The 20,150-nt window shown below is 50.0% G+C and carries 22 protein-coding genes; 15 read left to right on the top strand and 7 right to left on the bottom strand.

Annotated elements, in window-relative coordinates:
* Positions 1–89 precede the first annotated feature (89 nt).
* Positions 90–656: a CBS domain-containing protein gene (locus MHUN_RS15200; RefSeq protein ID WP_011449852.1), complete on the bottom strand. Its 567-nt coding sequence runs from the start codon at positions 654–656 to the stop codon at positions 90–92.
* 215 nt (positions 657–871) lie between these two features.
* Here MHUN_RS15200 and MHUN_RS15205 point away from each other — a divergent pair, with 215 nt between their 5' ends.
* From MHUN_RS15205 to MHUN_RS17850, 3 genes are read left to right on the top strand one after another with little or no spacing between them, the layout of a single operon-like run.
* Positions 872–1,501: an Era-like GTP-binding protein gene (locus MHUN_RS15205; protein ID WP_011449853.1), complete on the top strand. Its 630-nt coding sequence runs from the start codon at positions 872–874 to the stop codon at positions 1,499–1,501.
* A 5-nt stretch (positions 1,502–1,506) separates the two neighbouring features.
* Positions 1,507–1,869 carry a DUF2073 domain-containing protein gene (locus MHUN_RS15210; protein WP_011449854.1) on the top strand — a complete coding sequence of 121 codons (363 nt, stop codon included), beginning with the start codon at positions 1,507–1,509 and terminating at the stop codon, positions 1,867–1,869.
* Positions 1,870–1,872: 3 nt separating this feature from the next.
* Positions 1,873–2,256: a Zn-ribbon domain-containing protein gene (locus tag MHUN_RS17850; protein WP_011449855.1), complete on the top strand. Its 384-nt coding sequence runs from the start codon at positions 1,873–1,875 to the stop codon at positions 2,254–2,256.
* A 13-nt stretch (positions 2,257–2,269) separates the two neighbouring features.
* Here MHUN_RS17850 and yciH read toward each other — a convergent pair whose 3' ends face one another.
* Positions 2,270–2,575 carry a stress response translation initiation inhibitor YciH gene (yciH, locus tag MHUN_RS15220; RefSeq protein ID WP_011449856.1) on the bottom strand — a complete coding sequence of 102 codons (306 nt, stop codon included), beginning with the start codon at positions 2,573–2,575 and terminating at the stop codon, positions 2,270–2,272.
* A 132-nt stretch (positions 2,576–2,707) separates the two neighbouring features.
* On the opposite strand from yciH, the gene MHUN_RS15225 reads away from it, so the two are divergent.
* Positions 2,708–4,144 (top strand): cobyric acid synthase, encoded by a 1,437-nt coding sequence (locus MHUN_RS15225; protein ID WP_011449857.1) that lies wholly within the window; start codon positions 2,708–2,710, stop codon positions 4,142–4,144.
* Here MHUN_RS15225 and MHUN_RS15230 read toward each other — a convergent pair.
* Genes MHUN_RS15230 through larB form a run of 4 tightly spaced genes read right to left on the bottom strand, consistent with a single transcriptional unit; the run spans position 4,137 to position 6,992 of the window.
* Positions 4,137–4,397 (bottom strand): hypothetical protein, encoded by a 261-nt coding sequence (locus tag MHUN_RS15230; RefSeq protein WP_011449858.1) that lies wholly within the window; start codon positions 4,395–4,397, stop codon positions 4,137–4,139. The genes MHUN_RS15225 and MHUN_RS15230 overlap by 8 nt on opposite strands.
* Complete coding sequence (locus MHUN_RS15235) at positions 4,394–5,683, bottom strand: hypothetical protein (protein ID WP_011449859.1); 1,290 nt, start codon at positions 5,681–5,683, stop codon at positions 4,394–4,396. The genes MHUN_RS15230 and MHUN_RS15235 overlap by 4 nt, the downstream gene beginning before the upstream one ends.
* Before the next feature lie 11 nt (positions 5,684–5,694).
* On the bottom strand, positions 5,695–6,219 hold the full coding sequence (locus MHUN_RS15240) for a nicotinamide-nucleotide adenylyltransferase (protein WP_011449860.1): 525 nt from the start codon (positions 6,217–6,219) through the stop codon (positions 5,695–5,697).
* The gene (gene larB, locus MHUN_RS15245) at positions 6,216–6,992 is read right to left on the bottom strand and encodes a nickel pincer cofactor biosynthesis protein LarB (RefSeq protein WP_011449861.1); all 777 of its coding nucleotides are present in this window, start codon (positions 6,990–6,992) and stop codon (positions 6,216–6,218) included. Before larB ends, MHUN_RS15240 begins: the two co-directional genes overlap by 4 nt.
* Positions 6,993–7,041: 49 nt before the next feature.
* Here larB and MHUN_RS15250 point away from each other — a divergent pair, with 49 nt between their 5' ends.
* The 7 genes from MHUN_RS15250 to leuS all read left to right on the top strand — a co-directional run bounded on the left by MHUN_RS15250 (position 7,042) and on the right by leuS (position 17,286).
* Positions 7,042–7,359: a hypothetical protein gene (locus MHUN_RS15250; RefSeq protein WP_011449862.1), complete on the top strand. Its 318-nt coding sequence runs from the start codon at positions 7,042–7,044 to the stop codon at positions 7,357–7,359.
* A gap of 4 nt (positions 7,360–7,363) precedes the next feature.
* Positions 7,364–8,590 (top strand): histidine--tRNA ligase, encoded by a 1,227-nt coding sequence (gene hisS / locus MHUN_RS15255; protein ID WP_011449863.1) that lies wholly within the window; start codon positions 7,364–7,366, stop codon positions 8,588–8,590.
* Position 8,591: 1 nt separating this feature from the next.
* Complete coding sequence (locus MHUN_RS15260) at positions 8,592–10,412, top strand: DNA topoisomerase VI subunit B (RefSeq protein WP_011449864.1); 1,821 nt, start codon at positions 8,592–8,594, stop codon at positions 10,410–10,412.
* Entirely contained in the window at positions 10,399–11,499 is a 1,101-nt protein-coding gene (locus MHUN_RS15265) for a DNA topoisomerase IV subunit A (protein WP_083758487.1), read from the top strand. Before MHUN_RS15260 ends, MHUN_RS15265 begins: the two co-directional genes overlap by 14 nt.
* 48 nt (positions 11,500–11,547) lie before the next feature.
* Complete coding sequence (locus MHUN_RS15270; protein ID WP_048067604.1) at positions 11,548–12,372, top strand: A24 family peptidase C-terminal domain-containing protein; 825 nt, start codon at positions 11,548–11,550, stop codon at positions 12,370–12,372.
* A 163-nt stretch (positions 12,373–12,535) separates the two neighbouring features.
* Entirely contained in the window at positions 12,536–14,503 is a 1,968-nt protein-coding gene (locus MHUN_RS15275; protein ID WP_011449867.1) for a PINc/VapC family ATPase, read from the top strand.
* 8 nt (positions 14,504–14,511) lie between these two features.
* Positions 14,512–17,286 (top strand): leucine--tRNA ligase, encoded by a 2,775-nt coding sequence (leuS, locus tag MHUN_RS15280; protein ID WP_011449868.1) that lies wholly within the window; start codon positions 14,512–14,514, stop codon positions 17,284–17,286.
* Positions 17,287–17,289: 3 nt separating this feature from the next.
* Here the strand turns inward: leuS and MHUN_RS15285 are convergent, their stop codons facing one another.
* The gene (locus MHUN_RS15285) at positions 17,290–17,604 is read right to left on the bottom strand and encodes a DUF5611 family protein (RefSeq protein ID WP_011449869.1); all 315 of its coding nucleotides are present in this window, start codon (positions 17,602–17,604) and stop codon (positions 17,290–17,292) included.
* Between the two features lie 231 nt (positions 17,605–17,835).
* Between MHUN_RS15285 and MHUN_RS15290 the strand changes: the two genes are divergently transcribed.
* The 4 genes from MHUN_RS15290 to MHUN_RS15305 all read left to right on the top strand — a co-directional run bounded on the left by MHUN_RS15290 (position 17,836) and on the right by MHUN_RS15305 (position 20,104).
* Entirely contained in the window at positions 17,836–18,768 is a 933-nt protein-coding gene (locus tag MHUN_RS15290) for a magnesium transporter CorA family protein (protein ID WP_011449870.1), read from the top strand.
* 102 nt (positions 18,769–18,870) lie between these two features.
* Positions 18,871–19,164, top strand: a complete 294-nt coding sequence (locus MHUN_RS15295) for a UPF0175 family protein (RefSeq protein ID WP_011449871.1) — start codon at positions 18,871–18,873, stop codon at positions 19,162–19,164.
* 163 nt (positions 19,165–19,327) lie between these two features.
* Positions 19,328–19,882, top strand: coding sequence for a hypothetical protein (locus tag MHUN_RS15300; protein WP_011449872.1), 555 nt, complete (start codon positions 19,328–19,330; stop codon positions 19,880–19,882).
* Positions 19,883–19,891: 9 nt separating this feature from the next.
* A complete protein-coding gene (locus MHUN_RS15305) occupies positions 19,892–20,104 on the top strand; it encodes a helix-turn-helix transcriptional regulator (protein ID WP_011449873.1) in 213 nt (70 codons plus the stop codon).
* Positions 20,105–20,150 lie beyond the last annotated feature (46 nt).

Here is a 20,150-nt window from a genome sequence, read left to right on the forward strand (position 1 = left end):
CCGGATTCTCAAACATTCGGATGAGATTGGAATGTGCCCGATACAGGAACATACAGCTTCTGGCAGAAGACCCTGTCAGCTGCTGTACATTACAACCGGTCGTCTTCCATACAGTTCGGACAGATGAGGGAACCGTCTATACTGGTCAGTTCATCTGACATCTGGCCGCATCTGCTACACATCCCTGAACTAATGTCGTCAGCACGATTAATTACCACGAGTTCGCCCATTAGTTCATTAATCTCGGTACTCACTGCAACGATATCCCGGACACTCACAATACCGATCACAACACCTTTGTCATTGATGATTGGCAGTCTTCTGACCCGGTTTCGGATCATCAGGTGAGCGGCATCCTCAACGGTTTTATCTGTACCAATTGTGATCAGGGGTGAAGTCATGATCTCACTGACATGGACTTCACTCGGGCGCAGATCCCGGGCGACAACCTTGCAGTTTATATCCTGCTCGGTAACTATCCCCACGGCAACGCCATCCCGAAGGACAATACAACTGCCTGATGGATCCTTGCTGCACATTTTCCGTGCTGCATGCGCTACCGTTGCATGATAATCAATAGTCTTGGGGTTCGTTCGCATTATTTCCCGCACTGGGACCTTGGTCTCGAGCTGGATCGTGTCACTGTTGTAGCTCATTACTGTCACCTCTCGGTTTCCCGGGCAGATGCATTGCTCTGATACTTATCGGGATCGGGTATTAATCCATCGCTCCGGTGACCGGTATGTCAAATATGAAGATCCGAGACAGGTGGGATGACAACAATAATAATACTCCCTGATCATAACCATGTAGACAGGCAGGCTTTTCACAGGCCTGATTTCAAAAAAACAAGCCCAGGGACGTAACCACAATGGGAATAAGCCAGACTCTCTCGCGAATCCTTTCAAATCTTTTCCAGAACAAGACCGCCCGTATAGGTATTTATGGCCCTCCAAATGCAGGGAAAACCACCCTTGCAAACAGGATCGCTGAAGACTGGTCAGGCACGGTATCCGGAACAGCCAGTGAGGTGCCACATGAGACCAGACGGGCAGTCAGGACAGGAAATATCACCATCACAGGCTCAAACGGCCGGTCTATCACGATTGATATCGTCGATACACCCGGTGTTACCACCAGGGTTGATTATAAGGAGTTTATCGAGTACGGCATTGAGCGGGAGGATGCCATCACCCGTGCACGCGAGGCTACCGAAGGCGTCGCAGAGGCCATGCACTGGCTTCGTGAAGATATTGACGGGGTTATTTACATGATTGACGCGACCTTGGACCCGTTTGCACAGGTAAATATCATGATGATCGGGATTATTGAAAGCAGAAAACTGCCGGTGATCATTGCAGCAAACAAGATTGACCTTCCTGATGCGGCACCCCACCGGATACGCACGGCCTTCCCCCAGCACCCCGTCATACCGGTTTCGTGTCTTGATGGTACCCAGATTGAAAATCTCTATGAAGAAATGGTCCGGCATTTCAGGTGAAAAACATGCAGGGTGTACGAATAGATCTCATATCAGAAGAACGGCTCGCACAGATGCCTTCAATGGAAAAGATACGACTTATCCTGGATAATGTCCGTGATGGCACCATCGTCATTCTTGAAAGCGGCCTCACACCCGATGAACAATCCGTACTTATTGAGATGACCATGCAGGAGATTCTGCCTGACCGGTTTTCAGGAATTGAGATTGAGACCTATCCTTCCAAGCAGCGATCCGCAGGTGTGTTCTCCAGGTTTATCAGGGGAGATGAAGAGAACCGGAGACTTACCGTTATCGGTCCTGCAAATCAACTCAAGATGATACGAAAAGATCGTGGTCTTATCAGCGCCTGGATATCAGGGAGGTGAACCATGCCTCATCGCTGCGCCGGATGCAAGACCCTGTTTCCTGATGCACGCCACCTCAGGGACGGCTGCCCGGTATGTGGCTGTGGCAAGTTTGTCTTTGAGACCGGCAGAAAGAGAGCACAAAAAAATGAACCCCTGCAAAACCATGCACCTGAAACACCGGCTCCTGCACCTGTAACCACGACCAGAGAGCACACAGACGTTGAACTAGAAGAACCGAAGCAGGATTCTGATTCCATTGAAAGTATCAGAATTCTCGAACCCGGCAGATATGACCTGAACCTGTCCAGACTGATCGAAACTGATGACCGGGTCGTACGGGTTGGATCCGAAGATACGTACCATCTTGATTTACACTCGATGATACGGCAGAAAAAGAAAAAATAACTTCTTTTGCTGTTTAAGAGATATTATCCACGGTGTATCCCTTTGTAGCAAGAAGATCGATAACCCGATCACGGTGGTTACCCTGTAATTCTATGGAGTTGCCTTTCACAGTACCGCCACAGGCAAGTTTACTTTTCATAAACTTTGAAAGGTCTTCAAGGTCAATGTCAGTCGGATCCAGCCCCTCAATGACTGTGACTTCTTTTCCATACCGACGTTTATTGACTTTCACATTAATTCGCTGCTGTTCCTTTGCAACTTCTTCACAGATACAGAGTTCTTTTGGTAGCCCACATATGGAGCAGATACCACCATTCATTACTTATTCCATCTCATGTTTTACTATTAAATGCTTATCATAAAATATCCCGATATAAACCGGTTTTTTCTCATCCATGGATGGAGGCGGTTGTTGCATTATATTATCTTCATCCATCCTACCTGAGCATATATGTCTGTCATGGTCCTGGGGACCGCTTCACATGTAGGGAAAAGTACGATGGTAGCCGGTCTGTGCCGGATCCTCCGACGCCGGGGGATTTCAAATGCCCCATTTAAATCACAAAACATGAGTCTGAACTCCTGGGTAACGGAGGATGGGGGCGAGATCGGGATAGCACAGGCGATGCAGGCACATGCGGCAGGCATTCCACCCTGTGTGGAGATGAACCCGATCCTCCTCAAACCAAAAGGGGATCAGACATCGCAGATAGTGCTGCTTGGCAGACCTCACCATGATGTACATGCCTGCGACTACTACAAAGTGACCGACAACCTGCTGACCATTGCATTAGAGGCGGCAGGAAAACTCATGAGTCGGTACGGGGCGCTCGTCGTTGAGGGAGCAGGAGGCGCTGCTGAAGTAAATCTCTTTGACCGTGACATCGCAAATATCGGTCTTGCCCGGGCACTCAAATTCCCGATTATCCTTGTCGCTGATATTGAACGGGGAGGTGTGTTTGCACAGGTGTATGGAACGATCTCCCTTCTTCCGGACGATATCCGCCCGCTGGTAAAGGCAGTTATTGTCAATAAGTTCAGGGGAGATCCTGCCCTTTTCTCAGATGGGATGAGAATCCTTGAGGAAATTACCGGCGTTCCTGCAATCGGTCTTGTTCCAGTGACCGATGTGGATATCCCAAGTGAAGACTCGCTCTCATTGCAGGATAAAAAAACCAAAAGTGCTCCTGTTGAGATTGCGGTCATCCATCTGCCCCGGATATCCAACTTCACCGACTATGAGGTACTTGAGCGGTATGCATCGGTCAGGTATGTAAAACCGGGAACTCCGCTCTCCGGGTTTGATGCCATCATTCTGCCTGGAACAAAAAACACCATCGAGGACCTGGAAGAGGTGATTGCATCCGGAACAGGTGAGGAGATTAAAAAGGCCAGGACTCAGGGAGTTCCGATCATCGGTATCTGTGGCGGGTACCAGATGCTCTGTGAAGAGATTCTTGATTCGGGTATTGAGTCAAAAGAGGGGACGTTTCATGGCCTGGGCCTTATCCCCTGCAGGACGACATTTTCCGGGTATGAGAAGACGACGGTGCAGGTGACCCGTACGTCATCCGGTCACGGGCCGTTTCTGGAGAAGATTGCGTCCGTATCAGGGTATGAGATCCACATGGGAACCACCTGCCGGGGAGATATCAGGGAAGCATTTTCAGGAGAAGGAGTTGTCAGTGAAGACGGGTTGCTTATCGGGACGTATATGCATGGGCTTTTCACCTCACCACATGTCGCTGCTGCATTTGTCACCTTCCTCTGCGACCGCAAGGGACTCACATGGACCCCGCCAGCGCAGGACAAGGATCCGTTTGATACCCTCGCAGATCACATCGAGGCTCATGTCAGGATAGAAGAGATACTTCCCTTTTTTAACTGATAATATTCATGATGCTTCGAAAACCCTCGGATCCTGCATCATCACAGACCACGCTGGTGACCGTTTTCAGGTCAACCTCAACAGTTCCCCGGTTCATGGTGCAAAAGGCACGAGCGGGGGATGGGACTTCTCTTCCGGGGATACCAAACCGTACCGAGTGAACGCAAAACCGGCACTTCTCAACATCTTCCCGTTTATCTGGAAGGCAGGCCACCGTTCCCTTCTCAACCGGGAGGGTTCGTATCGCTCTCATGACTCTTCACCAGGGAGCATCAAATCCATCTCTTCTTCGGTGAATTCAGAGAATTTTTTCCTGAGCTCTTCCAGGATCGATCTCTGTTTTTCTTTCAGGGAGGAGAGACGCTCTTTTCTCTTCTCCTCTTCCTGGTTCAGTTCATCAATCCTCTTTTCTGCTTCCGTAATAGTCTGGGTGATATGATTTTTCTGTTCAAGGAGAACGTTCCCTTCAAGATCCTGTTTCTTTCTTTTCAGATCTTCTGAAAGTGTGTGCAGACTTATGGATATCTCACCGAATTTTTTTGTATACTCTTCAGCGTTCGTAAAAAGATGTTTCTCAAACGAGTTCTTTGCCTGTACGATTCCTGACTCAAACAGAGTAAAGAGGGGCTTTGCCGTCAGGGATATCAGCCGTGCAATCTCATCGTCATCGCGCCGGGGTGATGATGCAGCCTGGATGAGATCCTCCATGTTCTTCTCATCCACCGGTTTTGCCTGTTCCTGGAAGGCTTTGACTCCCCGTTTCCACACCGGAAGAGCAACTCGGATCTGGGACTCCCATGTTTCCCTGGCTTTTTCCAACTGCTCCCTGATCTGTCCGGTCTCCTCTTCAAGGCGCAGATATGAGGCATAGGAATCTGAAGCAAGCAGACGTTCCAGCTCTGAACCCGCCTTCTGGAGATCTGTCTTCAATTCAGATAACCGTGCTTCAAATTTTTTCTCTTCTGCACCTGCCTGCGCCTCCTCTTCTATCAGGGCATCCCGGTTGTGGAGAAGGGCACGCATTTCTGCAATGTGCATGAGCCGTTCTCGCGAAATCCGTATGATCTCGGTCATCCGGTTCAGTTCATGGCCCATATGGTCCAACGTTTGTTTAAAGACCTTGACTTCATCCGGATAGAGATGGTGGAGATACCTGCCCGGCCCCCGGTACGCCTTGAAACACCCGTTGATAAGTCCGGCGACTTCCCGGTAAAAGACCTCATCATCCTCGGAGAACTCCCCCTCAAGTTCAGCCTCTATCTTTTTACAGAACTGGGGGAGTGCATGACGGTTGACCTGTTCCACCTTGTGGTGATGTGGCTCGTCTGATGATTCTTCACCAAACTCTGTCAGAAGCTGGTGAAGATCCTGTTCAAGTTTCAGTAATCGTTCACGTGAACTCGTGGATGCGGCATTCCGACGGGAGATACAGCCCGCTTCCATCTCATCAAGCCAGGCAGGGAGATCTTCAAGTGATATCGCTGATCTTGGTGCTTTTTCAGATGTTTTGCTGAATATTTTTTTTATTGATTCAAACATAACCCATCTCCTTATCGTCCGGGGCAGTCCCCGTCATCCTGGTTCAGTGCCCTGATACGTGATATTCCGTCTATCTCCTGAATCACCCTGACAACGGCAGGAGGAACAAAATCCTCCCAGGGCTTGTCACAGGCAATCAGGTCCCTGATCTTCGTTCCTGATAATGTCGCCCGCTCATACATGGCAGGGCTGAGGACCTCAATCCCGGCCTCGTGAAAGAGCCGGATAACAAGCGGATTTCCTGAGTAGATCCGGTGGAATGGTGGCGTCATGGCACGGACATGTGACACCCATAATACATTGCGGTTTATATCCTCAAGCGGGATGACATACAGGGGTTTGTGCAGGTCCTGCAGGGCACCGGTGATCATAAGCACCCGTTCTCCGGCGGTAAAGGGATCTGCAGGCTCATGGCTCATCTGGGCACTGCCAATACCGATGATGAGTTCATCCGCTTCTTGTGCGATCTGGTTTATCACATAATGATGCCCGTTGTGATACGGCTGAAACCTGCCTATATACAGCGCCCGGATCATGATCCCGCCACCAGGTTTGCGATCATCGCAGCAGAGGCTCCGGCGACAAACCCTGCATCAATATTTACCACCGTCAGGACCGAACAGGACTGGAGCATGCTGGCTAGGGCAGCCTGACCTGCGCCCATGTACCCGTACCCGGTTGAGACCGGCACCCCGATGACCGGGCGATCCACAAGACCGGCCACCACAGATGGCAGGGTTCCTTCCCTTCCCGCTGCAACGACGAAGGCATGACACCCCTCCATCTCCCGGATGACGGGGAAGAGACGATGAATGCCGGCAACACCGACATCATATGCCCTTCGAACTTCACACCCCATCTCTTCGGCTATTATCCTGGCCTCCTCGGCAACCCGTATATCTGACGTGCCGGCGGTGATGATCCCGACAACTCCCCCGGTCTTCGGAGCTGGTGTCCCCTTCGCCAGGACCAGAACGCGCCCTTCATCCGACCATGCAGATGATATATCCTCACTCCGTGCCCATTCCATGAGTGAGACGGCAGTTTCAGGGTCAAGACGGGATATGATACATCTTCCGGCGGATGTGACATAACGTTCAATAATCGAACGGAGATGAGCTGGCTCTTTTCCTTCTGCAAGGATCACTTCAGGGATACCGCACCGGGCCTTCCTGGACATGTCAAGGCATGCCACCGAGCCGACCGGTAGAACTGATTCAGCACATATCTGTGCCAGCGCCTCGTCTGGACTCAATGTGTGGTCATATGCCGCCTGCAGAATATGTTTCAGATCCGGTCCTTTCTCCATATGGAATAAGTACGATATGCAAGAAACAGTACATAATAGGTTCATTGCGATGAGTATTCTCTTTCTGATATCAGTCTTTGGTGTGCTTGTCTGCATCTTCCTCTGGCTGCGTGATATCCGGATCTGGGCACGGTCCCTGCTTCCCGGGTACAGGAAAGCCTCAATACACGGAGTATACCAGACTGCGCTTGCAACCACTGGTGCAGGTATCGTTTACCTGTGGCCGGAGGTCTCCATCCTGGGGACCGGGGTTGTCCTGCTTGGACTGTACCTTCAGGGAAAAGAGGAGAGAGAGAAGATCTGGACAGACGAACCGGCAATAACCAGGTTCTTCGGGAGTGTTCCCCGGAATAATACCAGAAGGTAACATCATGATTCAAAAACCACGCGGGACACGGGATATGCTCCCTGATGAGATGGAGCGGCGTCGTGAGATAGAAGCACGGATGCGGGCACGGGCACGACTCTATGGTTTTCGGGAGATAGCAACCCCGGTATTTGAAGAACTGGAGCTCTTCACCATCCGGTCAGGAGAGGGGATCATCAATGAGATGTACGTGTTTGAGGACAAGGGTGGCAGGTCGCTTGCACTCAGGCCGGAACTGACCGCACCGGTTCTCCGGATGTATGTTGAAGAGGGGAGATCGCTCAACAAACCCGTCAAATGGTGCTATTTTGCCGACTGTTTCAGATATGAGCGACCACAAAAGGGAAGATACCGCCAGTTCTGGCAGTTCGGGGCAGAACTTATCGGGGCAGACTCTGCCATGGGGGATGCGGAGGTTATCACACTCGGATATGACCTTCTCAGGACGGCAGGAGTAACGTTTGTCCTCCGCATCGGCCATCTCTCCTTCATGCGTACCCTCCTTGCAGATCTTGCCGATGGAGATAAAAAGAAGATCCGGGCATTTCTTGACAAGCGTGAGGAAGAAGCCGCAATAACATACCTCCGCGATATCGGACGGGACGACCTGTGTGATCCCCTCATCCGGCTGTGTGGTGCCCGGACGCTTGAAGATGTTTTTGCAATCATTGGAGAGATTCCGGAGGCTGCACGGGTTCGGGAGATGTTTGCCATCCTCGACGCATCGGGTATCCCGTACGAGATAAACCCGGCGATTGCACGGGGTCTTGATTATTACACCGGAGTGGTCTTTGAATGCTTTGCCGAGGGGCTGGGTGCCGAAAACCAGATCCTTGGTGGTGGTGCATACCGTCTTGCCCATCTCTTTGGTGGAGAAGATACTCCATCGGCCGGATTTGCCATCGGTTTTGACCGGGTAATGGTTGCCCTTGGTGAAGCGAGCTGGGTCCCCTGGCAGCCACAGGTGATGATCATAACCACGAACGAAGGACGGGACTATGCTCTCACCATTGCCGGGCAGTTCAGGATGAATGGCATCATCACCGAGACTGACCTGATGGACCGGAGCTTCTCAGCTCAGATGAAGGCTGCAGGGAAGAGTGCAGACTATGCGGTCATCATCGGAAAGGATGAGGTTGAAACCGGGACCATTACCCTTAAAGACCTGAAGGCCGGAACCCAGGAGAAGATCACAGCTGATGAGGCAATACAGAAACTGACATCCGCTTAATATGGCATCACCAAAACCTGCTCATGCAGATGACCTTGCGAAACAACAGCGTAGCATAAGTGTTGCCGAATTTTTTGAGAAGAACAAACATCTTCTCGGTTTTGACTCCCCGACCCGTGGCATTGTCACGACGGTGAAAGAAGCGATTGATAATGCACTTGATGCCTGTGAAGAGGCCGGAGTCCTTCCTGATATCTATCTTGGCATCTTCCAGATGGAGGGTGATATCTTCAAGGTTGTCGTGGAGGACAACGGACCGGGTATCGTTCCGGAGAATATTCCCTATGTCTTTGGAAAACTCCTCTATGGTTCACGGTTTCACCAGATCAGGCAGTCACGTGGACAGCAGGGTATCGGGATATCCGCCGCCGTCCTCTATGCCCAACTGACAAGTGGCAGACCAACCCTTGTCATCTCCCGGTGCGGATCTGATCGTCCGGCGTTCCGGTTCCTGGTCCAGATCAAAACCGAGACAAATGAACCGGAGATCCTGAAACGGGAAGAGACCACCTGGGACCGGGTGCACGGGACCAGAATAGAGATAGAGTTTAAAAGCTCCCTCACCGCCAGGAAGAGGTTGATCGAATACCTGCGATATACTTCGGTGGTCAACCCCCATGCCCGTATCAGGGTGGAGATAGATGGAGAAGCAATCCTCTTTGACCGGGCCAGTGACGAACCGATCATCCCTCCGCAGGCCATACTCCCCCATCCGCACGGGGTGGAACTTGGAGAACTCAAACGTATTGCAGCCGGTTCCAAAGAGCCACTTGAACCATTTCTCATCAATAGTTTCTCCAGAGTCGGTCAGAAGACTGCTCATGAGATCATCCAGCTGGCAGGGCTGAAAGAGACGACGAAAGCCAATAAACTGGATGCCGATGGTCTTGCACGTCTGCAGTCAGCAATGCAGCAGGTAAAAGTCCCGCCCCCGCCTGCAAACCAGTGTCTCTCACCAATCGGGGAAGTTCTTATCAGGCAGGGTCTTGAAAAAGAGTTCCAGTTTGACTTCTGTTCTGCACGGACACGACCGGCAAGCGTATACCATGGTCACCCGTTCATCGTCGAGGCTGCCCTTGGATATGGAGGTAAACTGGACGCTGAAGGAAATGCCCGGATCATGCGGTTTGCAAACCGGGTTCCCCTTATGTACCAGCAGGGTGCCTGCGCCATCACCGGATGCATCAGTGCGGTAAACTGGCGGACCTATAATATCAGCCAGTCAGGGCTCCCAACCGGGCCGGTCCTTATCCTGGTTCATGTTGCCTCAACCAATGTTCCCTTTACCAGTGAAAGTAAGGATGCCATAGCGTCCATACCGGAGATTGAACGGGAGATTACCCTTGCACTGCAAGAACTCGGGCGGGATCTCAAGACCTTCCTCTCACGAAGGGACAAAAGCAGGCTCTCAGAAGAGCGTGCCCGGGCAATCTGTGCCATCATACCCGAGATTGCAACAAAGGTTGCTGAGACCATCGAAAAGCCGGTCCCTGATATCACCCCGATTGAAGGTCAGATCATGCGACGGCTGGTTACAAAGAAATGGACCGATAATGGGACCGTGAACGTATCTATTCAGAACTATACCTCCCATGCCCTTGATCTGACCCTCTATCTCATAACCCCGGATGATGTCAGCACCGCAGATCCCCCTGCTGTCTTTGTTGAAGAGATGGGAACAGATAAGTCCGCGGTCTGGCAGATGCGGCTTGCCGGTGGGGAAAACTGGCAGCTCAGGTATACCGGGACCGGAAATGGCATGATTGACATCAGGGGTGTTGATGAAAAGAAGAAAGTGGTGGTAGATCTTGACCGGTCATAAGGAGAGCATCAGGGAGCATACCCTCAAACGACTACTTGCCATCCCGGAAAAGTGGTACGAGCAGATGACCAGGGGCGAACTCCCCTCCATCACCATGCCGACCCGGACAAAACGAAACATCGCCTATGATGAAGAGGCCGAGGTATGGAAGTACGGCGACCGGGAACGGCTTCGGGAGGCTGGAACAGAGAAGAGTGCCCTACACATCCTCAAGATGGCATATGTCATCTGGTTTTTAAAACATCAGATAACAGAAAACCGGTCATCAACACTCAGAGAGTTATATTACATATCAGAAGGCTGGAAGCGGGCAAAGTTTGCTGCACAAAACGACTCAAATCTGTTGGTGGAAGACCTTGAGATCCTGACCGATGTCCAGCGTGAGCACTTTCACCTGCGCCCTGAAGAGGACGGTGCAAGTATCTTTGGTCCGCTCAGAATCCGGGAAGACACAAGACGAGGCACCAGAGAACTGCACTGCCAGGATGATATCGGAGAGTCAGGATACCAGATACCGACCAATGTTGATTCCCTCGAATTTGTCGAGCATGATGCACAGATGGTTATAGCCATCGAGACCGGTGGTATGTATGCCCGTCTCATCGAGAACGGATTTGACGAGAAGTACCAGGCCATCCTTGTACACCTGAAAGGACAACCGGCACGATCAACCCGGAGAGTCCTCAACCGGCTGGCCAGTGAGTTTCAGCTTCCGGTCACAGTATTTACCGATGGTGATCCCTGGTCATACCGAATCTTTGCAAGTGTTGCCTATGGGGCGATTAAAAGTGCTCATATATCAGAGATTCTCGTCACCCCGTCCGCCCGGTTCATCGGGGTGCAGCCATCAGATATCAGGGATTATGACCTTCCGTCAGACTTGCTGACCGAGCAGGATATCGCAGCACTCAAAGCCGAATTAACCGATCCCCGGTTTGCAGGTGACTATTGGAAAGAACAAATAAACCTTCAGCTTGCATTAAACCTGAAGTCAGAGCAGCAAGCATTTGCAGCACGGGGCCTTGATTTTGTGACGGATGAATACCTGCCGGCAAGACTATCTGACATGGGTGTATTACGGAAATAATCCGCTACAATCACTATCACTATATCCTTTTTCCTCCTGATCATGAGTATGGATGCTTTCTCACTCCCCGCGATAATGCTCCCCCTTCTCATCAACGCTAGTATCCTGCTAATCACCCTCCTCTATGGATGCCGGGAGGATATCAGAGAGCGGGCAGTTCCGGTGGTGATGTGGTACCCGGCGGCTGCTGTTGGTACATTGATGCTGATATGGTTCTGGTACTCGGTCATTACATCAGGTGATCTCCCCTATATGATGCCGCTTATTCCCCTGATCCTCTTCTTTGTCATCGCATTCTATCTCTTTACGAGATTTCATCTCATGGGGATGGCAGATACCAAGGCACTCATCCTGATCACGGTCCTGGTCCCCTGTTTCCCGTTCGTTCCCCTCACCGGCTATCCGCTCTTTGGTTTTCCCCCCTATGTCTTCTTTCCCTTCACTGTACTCTTTAATGCCGTCGTCCTGAACCTGCTTTTGCCGGTGGCCTTCTTCATTTCAAACCTCATAAAAGGGAACAAAGCCCCCCTTCCCTACCTCTTCCTGGGTTACCCGGTCAAAGGTGAGACCATAGCAGATGAGTTCGGCATCGTCATGGAACACTTTGAAGAGACGGACGGAACTCTTCAGCGGTCATTCATTCCGGTCAGAGCAGCAATCAAAGACATGTTGGCCGGAGGAAAGCGGGTGTATACAAAATCCCTTAAAGAAAACCCAACTCAATACCGGAAAGAACTCGATCTCTATAAGAAAGCCGGGACCGTGTGGATCAGTTATGGAGTTCCGTTCCTCATTCCCATCACTGCAGGGTTTCTCACCGCGATGATCTTTGGTGACTTTTTAATGGCTCTCCTCACCCTGATCGCGTCGTAGGATACCTAAAAAACCACATTTATAAAGACTTGGGCAGCCTTTTCATGATATCACTGATCTGATGATTCCCATCACCAGAAAAGAGATATCAGATCGCGTTTTTGAGCCAGATAAGGTATATAATAAAAGGAATGAATGACCAATTATAACCCGGTGAAAATATTTGAAAATAGTTCCTGATACCAGCGTCGTCATAGACGGACGCATCACCAATCTAATTGATACCGGAGAATATAACGGAGCCCATATAATAATACCGGAAGCAGTCGTTGCTGAACTTGAGGCCCAGGCAAACCAGGGAAGAGAAATAGGTTTCTCGGGCCTGACAGAACTTCAGGAGCTCTGCAAACTTGCCGAACAGGGGATAATATCGATAGAATTTGTTGGTGTCCGCCCCACCCTTGAGCAGGTAAAACTTGCCAGCGGCGGTGAAATTGATGCACTTATCCGGAAAGTTGCCATCGATTACGGAGCCAGGTTTATCACGAGTGATGTAGTCCAGTCTGAGGTCGCAAAGGCAAAAGGCATTGATGTACTGTATCTCAAGCCACAGGTGGAAGACTTTACTCCGCTTGCCATAGACCAGTTTTTTGATGAACATACCATCGCCGTTTACCTGAAAGAACGGGCAAAGCCGGTTGCACGAAAAGGAACCATCCAGAAGACCGAGACGATGACCCTGCGTGACCAGCTCTGCACGGAGTACGAACTGCGAATGATCGCCCAGGAGATCCTTGAACGGGCAAAACGTGACCCGGACGGATTTATCGAGATTGAAAAGCGGGGAGTTACGGTTGTCCAGATAGGATCCATGCGGATATCAATTACCAGACGTCCCTTCTCTGACGGGATGGAGATTACCGCAGTCAGGCCGATCGTTGACCTCTCACTGGATGATTATTCCGAAGCAGATCTCATAAAGCAGATGCTTCGGGGAGAAAAGCCGGGGATTCTTATCACCGGACCACCAGGATGTGGAAAGACCACCCTTGCCCAGGCTATTGCAACCTACCTCTGTGATGAAGGGGTTATCATCAAAACCATGGAACAGCCACGGGAGATGCTTGTTCCAGACCAGATCACCCAGTATACTGCCCTTGACGGGAGTATGGCCAATACCGCGGACGTACTCCTCCTGGTCAGGCCTGATTTTGTCATCTTTGATGAACTTCGCAGAAACGAGGACTTTGAAGTATTTGCCGACATGCGACTTGCCGGCATCGGAATGATCGGAATCATCCATGCCGTGTCACCCCATGAGGCACTCCAGCGATTTGCGGACCGGCTTGACTTCTCTGTCCTTGCACAGATCTTTGGCAGCATGATCTATGTCAGGGATGGGCAGATACACCAGATCTGCTCAACCGCCTTCTCTATGAAGGTCCCGGAGGGCATTGACTCTGATATGCAGATAAGACCCGTCACGACGGTTTCAGATGTAAAGACGAACCTTCCAATCTTTGAGATATTCAGATATGGCACGGAGACAATTGTTCTTCCGGTTGAGGAGGGAGAAGAACCAGAAAACTCCGAGAAGTATGTACCCCCTGAAGAGACCGTCATGCATGCAGAGCAGCGGGAGGAACCAGTAGAGGAGAAGCCATCTGATGACGAAGAGCCGGACGAGGAAGAGGAGGATACCAATGCCTGGTCCATCACCGAACGGGACATCCAGCGGGAGATAGGCCGATACACCGGTGGCGAGGTCACTGTTGAGATGCTCTCTGCTACAAAGGCAGTTGTCTATATCGATGACCGGGATGTTCCGGCAGCTATAGGAAAAGGCGGAAAGAACATCGCTGCAATCGTCAACAAGGTCGGCGTCGGCATTGACATCAGACCATCATCAGAACTTGCAAAGAAAGTAAAGGCCCTCTCACCAGGATCACCAGACCGGGAGGAACTGACCCTTGGTGACGGGCTGCAGGTCAGAATAGACAAAAAACAACTTTCCATCATCTCTCCGGATAACACCGGGAAGATTGTGGATGTCTTTGCCGGACGGGAGTATCTCTTTACCGCCACGGTGAATGACTCTGGTGAGATCCACCTGGCGAAAAACAGCACCATCGCCCAGGAGATGCTGCGCAGATATAATGAGGGCGAACCCATCAGGCTCAAAACAGTGTGAGGGTGTGAATGACGGAAGAGACACAGGCTTTGGAAGCTGCTATTCGGAAACAATGGGACGGGGTGTTTATTGCCACCCCCTCTGAAAAAAAGAAATTCTATCTGACCGTTGCCTACCCGTACCCGAGTGGGGCCATGCATGTCGGTCATGGCCGGACCTACATCGTTCCTGATGTTGTCGCCCGGTTCTGGCGGATGCGTGGACGGGAGGTCCTCTATCCGATGGCATTTCATGTCACCGGTGCACCAGTTATCGGCATCTCAAAACGTATTGCCAGGCGTGATGAGAGTGCCATAAAACTGTACCGGGATCTGTACCGGGTTCCGGAGGATGTCCTTGAAACGTTTACCGACCCGTTAAACATTGTCAACCATTTTTCAAATGAGTATGAACGGGTCATGACCCAGGCAGGTCTTTCGATCGACTGGTCACGACGGTTTACCACGGTTGAACCCACCTACAGTAAGTTTATCGAATGGCAATGGTACCATCTCCGGGAAGCAGGCCATGTAAACAAGGGTGCCCATCCGGTCAGGTACTGTCCGCAGTGTGAAAATCCCGTCGGAGACCATGACCTTCTTGAGGGAGACAAGGCTGAGATCCAGAAGTTTACCCTCATCATGTTCCAGTACGGGGATGCATTCATCCCCTGTGCAACCCTCAGGCCAGAGACAATCTATGGAGTTACCAATCTCTGGGTCAATCCCACGGTCGAGTATGTCAGAGCACGGGTTGACGGAAAGGAGTGGATCCTCTCAAGACAGGCGATGGAGAAGATTGCCCTGCAGGATCATGAGGTCGCCGAGATAGGCACCATTCCAGGATCTGATCTGGTAGAAAAAAAAGTCAGTCACCCCTTCTGTGGGGAGGTTCCCATCCTTCCCGCAGTCTTTGTTGATCCTGATATGGCAACCGGGCTTGTGATGAGTGTTCCGGCTCATGCACCCTATGATTATATCGCTCTTCGGGACCTGCAGCGGAAAGGTCAGTATACTGATATCAAACCGGTCGGGCTCATCACAGTTGAGGGGTATGGAGAATTTCCCGCGGTAGAAGCAGTCGAAAAGGCTGATATCATCAACCAGGATGATCCAAACCTTGTCGAACTGACCCAGTCTGTCTATACTGCCGAGCATGCAACCGGAAAGATGTACGAACAGTATGGTGGAAAACCGGTCAAAATAGCCAGAGAGGAGATTGCAGGGGTTCTGATCGAGAAGCATCACTCAGGCATTATGTACGAGTTTGACATACGGCCGGTTGTCTGCCGGTGCGGATCACGGGTCTTTGTCAAAGTACTCCATAATCAATGGTTCCTTGAATACAGTGATGAAGCCTGGAAACAGCAGGTCAAAGACCATCTTGAAAACATGGAGCTCGTCCCCCAGGAGGTCAGGGCAGAGTTTTTCCGGACCGTTGACTGGCTCAAGGACTGGGCCTGTTCCCGGCGTATTGGTCTTGGGACAAAGATGCCATGGGATCCCGAGTGGCTTATCGAACCGCTCTCTGACTCGACCATCTACATGGCCTATTATACCATAGCCTCCAGGATTAAGCACATTGATCCTGCTCTCCTGACACCGGCGGTCTTTGACTACATCTTCCTTGGAAAAGAGTCTGAAGGACTTCCGGAGCGGGAACGCCTCGATGGTATGAGAAAGGAGTTCCTGTACTGGTACCCGTATGACTTCAGATTCTCTGCAAAAGATCTCATCTCAAACCACCTGACCTTCCAGCTCTTCCACCACTGCACGATATTCCCGAAAGAATGTCTCCCCCATGGTATGGTTGTCTTTGGAATGGGCCTCTTAAACGGGGCGAAGATGTCCTCGTCCAAGGGGAATGTATACCTGCTTGAGGATGCAATCAATGACTTTGGTGCCGATACCGTCAGGATGTTCCTGATAGGTTCAGGTGAACCATGGCAGGACTTTGACTGGAGAAATGAACTGGTCTCATCCACGAAGAAACAGATTGAACGGTTCGCACAGACCATCAGGGACGGACTTGCAGCAGATGGCCCGGAGACGGATATTGACAGGTGGCTTGTCTCCCGGATGCAGAACCATATCTCTTTGGTCACTACAGCGATGGAGAACTTCCAGACCAGGCAGGCACTTCAGGAGGCTTTCTTCGGATTTGAATCAGACCTGAAATGGTATAAACGCCGTCTTGGTCAGAATCCTGCAGGGAAGAGTGCAATGAAGTCGCTCTGTTCGACATGGGTCAGGCTCCTTGCTCCTATCATCCCGTTCACCTGCGAGGATCTCTGGAAGGAGATCGGGGAAGGCCTTGTCTCATTCGCACCCTGGCCTGAATCAGATGCTTCTCTTGTTGATGATGCCGCAGAGATTGCTGAGGAACTTTTAGTCAGAACGGTTGAGGACATCGAATCCATCCTTAGAATTCTGAAGACACCGCCCAGAAAAGTTACCATCTGTGTTGCTCCGTCCTGGAAATGGGAGATTATGACGCTTATAGCCGGAGCACCAGACAAGAAGAACGTCATCAGGGATGTTATGCAGAACGAGGAGATCAAGTCACGAGGTAAGGAAGCAGCAGATGCTGTCAAACAATGCACAAATCTCTTCCACAAACTTCCGTCCGACCTTGTGGACCGGATTATCGCAAATAAGCCTGATGAGTTGGCAGTCTTTAAGGCAGCATCGGCGTTCCTTGCTGAAGATACAAAACTCGAGATAGAAGTAATACCCGCCGATGCCTGTCAGCATATGAAGGCAGGATCAGCCCTTCCCTTCAAACCGGCAATAATAATTGAGTAGATTTTATTCTACTGATTTTGCTTTTTTAACCCGTTCCTTGGTGGAGTACCCGGTCACATCATCCAGATATCTGCGGAACCGCTTGTTCGTATCAAGGATGACCTGCTCATCTTCAATTCCCTGCTTTGAAACTGTTGCGATGATGATTGATTTTTTTGCATCTCCCAGTTTTACCTGCATGGATTCAAGGGCGCCATATGAGATCGTGAACCACCCGTCTTTCTCTACAGGAGCGGCGCCAAAATGTTCGGTTATCTTCGCGGTAATATTCTCGGGAAGAACCTTGATGTGAGTTCGCTTAACCGGATATTCCTGCATAAATGTACTCAATAGTTGTGTGATCGGATATGTGTTACAGATGAGAGAACCATGTATATAAAAACCCAAAACCAGTATACTCAATCAGATACCCGGACCGATTGTTCAACCTCCCCCTTATCCTGACATCCCCCGCAAACACGTTCCAGAAACTCCTGCGATACTCTCCCTACCTTTATTTATACCATCAGTCTGCAGTACTGATCACGTTTATTCTGGTGGGGATGATCCATGATTTCAGCATATATTACCACACAGGACGGTCTGATTCCGGTAGACTCGTGGGAGGATGGGTGCTGGATCAAGGTGGTCAACCCCACAGAAAAGGAAATATCCCTTCTTGTTGAGAAGTTTGGTGTCTGGATTGAGTTCTTCACCGACCCCCTTGATGTTGATGAACGGGCACGTTTCGAGGTGGACGAAGGAAATATTCTGATTCTTATCAGGTCGCCACGGCGTGAACCTGAAGAGGCAGCAATACCCTACATAACTCTCCCGATTGGTATCATCCTGACTGCGAATGTTATCATCACCGTCACCCTGACCGAGGTAGATGTTCTTGATGAGTTCCTCTCCGGATGGGTCAGAAATTTTGATACCAGGACAAGAACCAGGTTTGCGCTTCAGATCTGTTACCGGACAGCCCTTCGGTTCCTTCGGTACCTGAAAGATATCAACCGGATGTCAAGCCAGATTGAGATGAACCTGCACCGGTCAACAACCAATGACCTGCTCCTTGATCTCTTTAACCTGCACAAAAGCCTCGTTTTTTTCACAACATCGCTCCGGTCCAACTCACTGATGGTTGAGAAGTTCTCCTATTCAAGTATCCTTGATATGAGTGACGAGGAGCATGATCTCTATGAGGAGATGGTGATTGAGAATAAACAGGCTCTTGAGATGGCGAATATCTATACCTCGATCATCATGGGTATGACCGGGACCTTTGCATCGATTATCAATAATAATGTCAATGTCGTGATGAAACTCCTCACCAGTATTACAATACTGATTTCTTTGCCTACCCTTATTGCGAGCATTTATGGGATGAATGTAACACTTCCCCTGCAGGATGATCCCTTTGCGTTTTTATTTATCATGTTTTGTGCATTAGCGGCCAGTGCTATAGGATTATTTGTTCTGGTCAGATGGAAAGTTTTATGAGATTTATGTAAAAAAATCAGGAAACCAAACCGACCTGTAAACCTACCTCATCAATGAACATGATTCACAAGAGAAATTATTAGAAGAATAAATGGTTGTATTATGGCCCCCGATTTGATTCAAACCACCATTGATCTTCCAAAATCGTTTCCATGGCTCGTCAATATCAGACCAGATGAGGTCGGAGTATATATTCAAAGAGCAGTAGCGGTAGAACTATTTCGTGAGGAAAAAATTTCTTTGGGGAAAGCAGCAGAGATTGCTGGTTTTGAAACCAAAATGGATATGATAGATGAACTCATAAGTCGGAATATCGGCCTTGATTCTTCTCTGGAAGAAGCTGAAGAAGACCTGAATACTCTTAAACAAATTCTTCACAATAACATTGTTGTTTGATTACTACTCGTTTTCCGATGCGATAAGGAAACCATTACAAAGTTTTTCACCTGATACCTTTTTTCTCTTTATGCGTTTTTTTGGATCATCTCCTTGAGTTAGATTTATCTCACACAAGTTGGATATATCTAACATAATGTGAGAAATATCTCACCGTGATATTATGAACCGGACCGCCATCATCACACTGGAAATTACCATAGCAGCCTTGGCAATTGTCGTTCTCATCGGAACGTACCTGGCATCAGGATTTACGTATGATGCACTTATCTGGATCCTCCTGATTGCTCTTGGGATTGGAGCTATGTATCTACTGAAAAAACACAATTCCCCAGAGGTTCGGCGCATCATCGCAATCATGGGTGTTCTGTGCATTGGGATATCATTCGCCGGATTCCTTACCCCCACACCCCTCCTGCCTGCAACACCAACCATGGGGATGGTTTTTGGTATGGTCCTCCTACTTTTACACTGGAGGATGAAAAGGCAGGATGGTGACCTTGGTCTGCAGGATGAACGATCACTCCGCATCGGGACATATGGTATCGCTTGTTCCTGGTACCTGACCTATATCGTGGTAATCCTCCTTGCCACCGCGATTAGTCTTGGAGGTATGCAGGTTCCGGCAGAGTCAGTCATCCTCATTCTCATAATCCTCATGCCCATCAGCACCATCCTCTTTCAGACCTACTATAACCACAAGGGTGATGTCTACTAGGGGGGAGCCGTGTACACCCGGATAAAGGAATTCAGGGTGAGACAGGGGATAACCCAGGCTGATCTTGCCCGGAAAGCAGGCGTCAGACGGGAGACCATTGTTTTTCTTGAAAAAGGAAAATATAATCCATCCCTCCGGCTGGCCCATCATATCGCCTGCATTCTGAATACCAGCATCGAAGAACTATTCTTCTTTGATGATGAAACAGGACCGGATGAATAACCCATAACAGGTCATAAAACCTACAACATAAGAAGAAACTATGATA

The organism is Methanospirillum hungatei JF-1, assembly GCF_000013445.1.
Taxonomy (GTDB): Archaea; Halobacteriota; Methanomicrobia; order Methanomicrobiales; family Methanospirillaceae; genus Methanospirillum; species Methanospirillum hungatei.

What these genes read in the sequence shown, in the direction of transcription:
- MHUN_RS15200 (WP_011449852.1), bottom strand. Translation starts at nt 656, where the DNA reads ATGAGCTACAACAGTGACACGATCCAGCTCGAGACCAAGGTCCCAGTG.
- MHUN_RS15250 (WP_011449862.1), top strand. Translation starts at nt 7,042, where the DNA reads ATGAGTATTCTCTTTCTGATATCAGTCTTTGGTGTGCTTGTCTGCATC.
- leuS (WP_011449868.1), top strand. Translation starts at nt 14,512, where the DNA reads ATGACGGAAGAGACACAGGCTTTGGAAGCTGCTATTCGGAAACAATGG.
- larB (WP_011449861.1), bottom strand. Translation starts at nt 6,992, where the DNA reads ATGGAGAAAGGACCGGATCTGAAACATATTCTGCAGGCGGCATATGAC.
- MHUN_RS15270 (WP_048067604.1), top strand. Translation starts at nt 11,548, where the DNA reads ATGGATGCTTTCTCACTCCCCGCGATAATGCTCCCCCTTCTCATCAAC.
- MHUN_RS15230 (WP_011449858.1), bottom strand. Translation starts at nt 4,397, where the DNA reads ATGAGAGCGATACGAACCCTCCCGGTTGAGAAGGGAACGGTGGCCTGC.
- MHUN_RS15290 (WP_011449870.1), top strand. Translation starts at nt 17,836, where the DNA reads ATGATTTCAGCATATATTACCACACAGGACGGTCTGATTCCGGTAGAC.
- hisS (WP_011449863.1), top strand. Translation starts at nt 7,364, where the DNA reads ATGATTCAAAAACCACGCGGGACACGGGATATGCTCCCTGATGAGATG.
- MHUN_RS15300 (WP_011449872.1), top strand. Translation starts at nt 19,328, where the DNA reads ATGAACCGGACCGCCATCATCACACTGGAAATTACCATAGCAGCCTTG.
- MHUN_RS15205 (WP_011449853.1), top strand. Translation starts at nt 872, where the DNA reads ATGGGAATAAGCCAGACTCTCTCGCGAATCCTTTCAAATCTTTTCCAG.
- MHUN_RS15225 (WP_011449857.1), top strand. Translation starts at nt 2,708, where the DNA reads ATGTCTGTCATGGTCCTGGGGACCGCTTCACATGTAGGGAAAAGTACG.
- yciH (WP_011449856.1), bottom strand. Translation starts at nt 2,575, where the DNA reads ATGAATGGTGGTATCTGCTCCATATGTGGGCTACCAAAAGAACTCTGT.
- MHUN_RS17850 (WP_011449855.1), top strand. Translation starts at nt 1,873, where the DNA reads ATGCCTCATCGCTGCGCCGGATGCAAGACCCTGTTTCCTGATGCACGC.
- MHUN_RS15235 (WP_011449859.1), bottom strand. Translation starts at nt 5,683, where the DNA reads ATGTTTGAATCAATAAAAAAAATATTCAGCAAAACATCTGAAAAAGCA.
- MHUN_RS15260 (WP_011449864.1), top strand. Translation starts at nt 8,592, where the DNA reads ATGGCATCACCAAAACCTGCTCATGCAGATGACCTTGCGAAACAACAG.
- MHUN_RS15285 (WP_011449869.1), bottom strand. Translation starts at nt 17,604, where the DNA reads ATGCAGGAATATCCGGTTAAGCGAACTCACATCAAGGTTCTTCCCGAG.
- MHUN_RS15295 (WP_011449871.1), top strand. Translation starts at nt 18,871, where the DNA reads ATGGCCCCCGATTTGATTCAAACCACCATTGATCTTCCAAAATCGTTT.
- MHUN_RS15240 (WP_011449860.1), bottom strand. Translation starts at nt 6,219, where the DNA reads ATGATCCGGGCGCTGTATATAGGCAGGTTTCAGCCGTATCACAACGGG.
- MHUN_RS15210 (WP_011449854.1), top strand. Translation starts at nt 1,507, where the DNA reads ATGCAGGGTGTACGAATAGATCTCATATCAGAAGAACGGCTCGCACAG.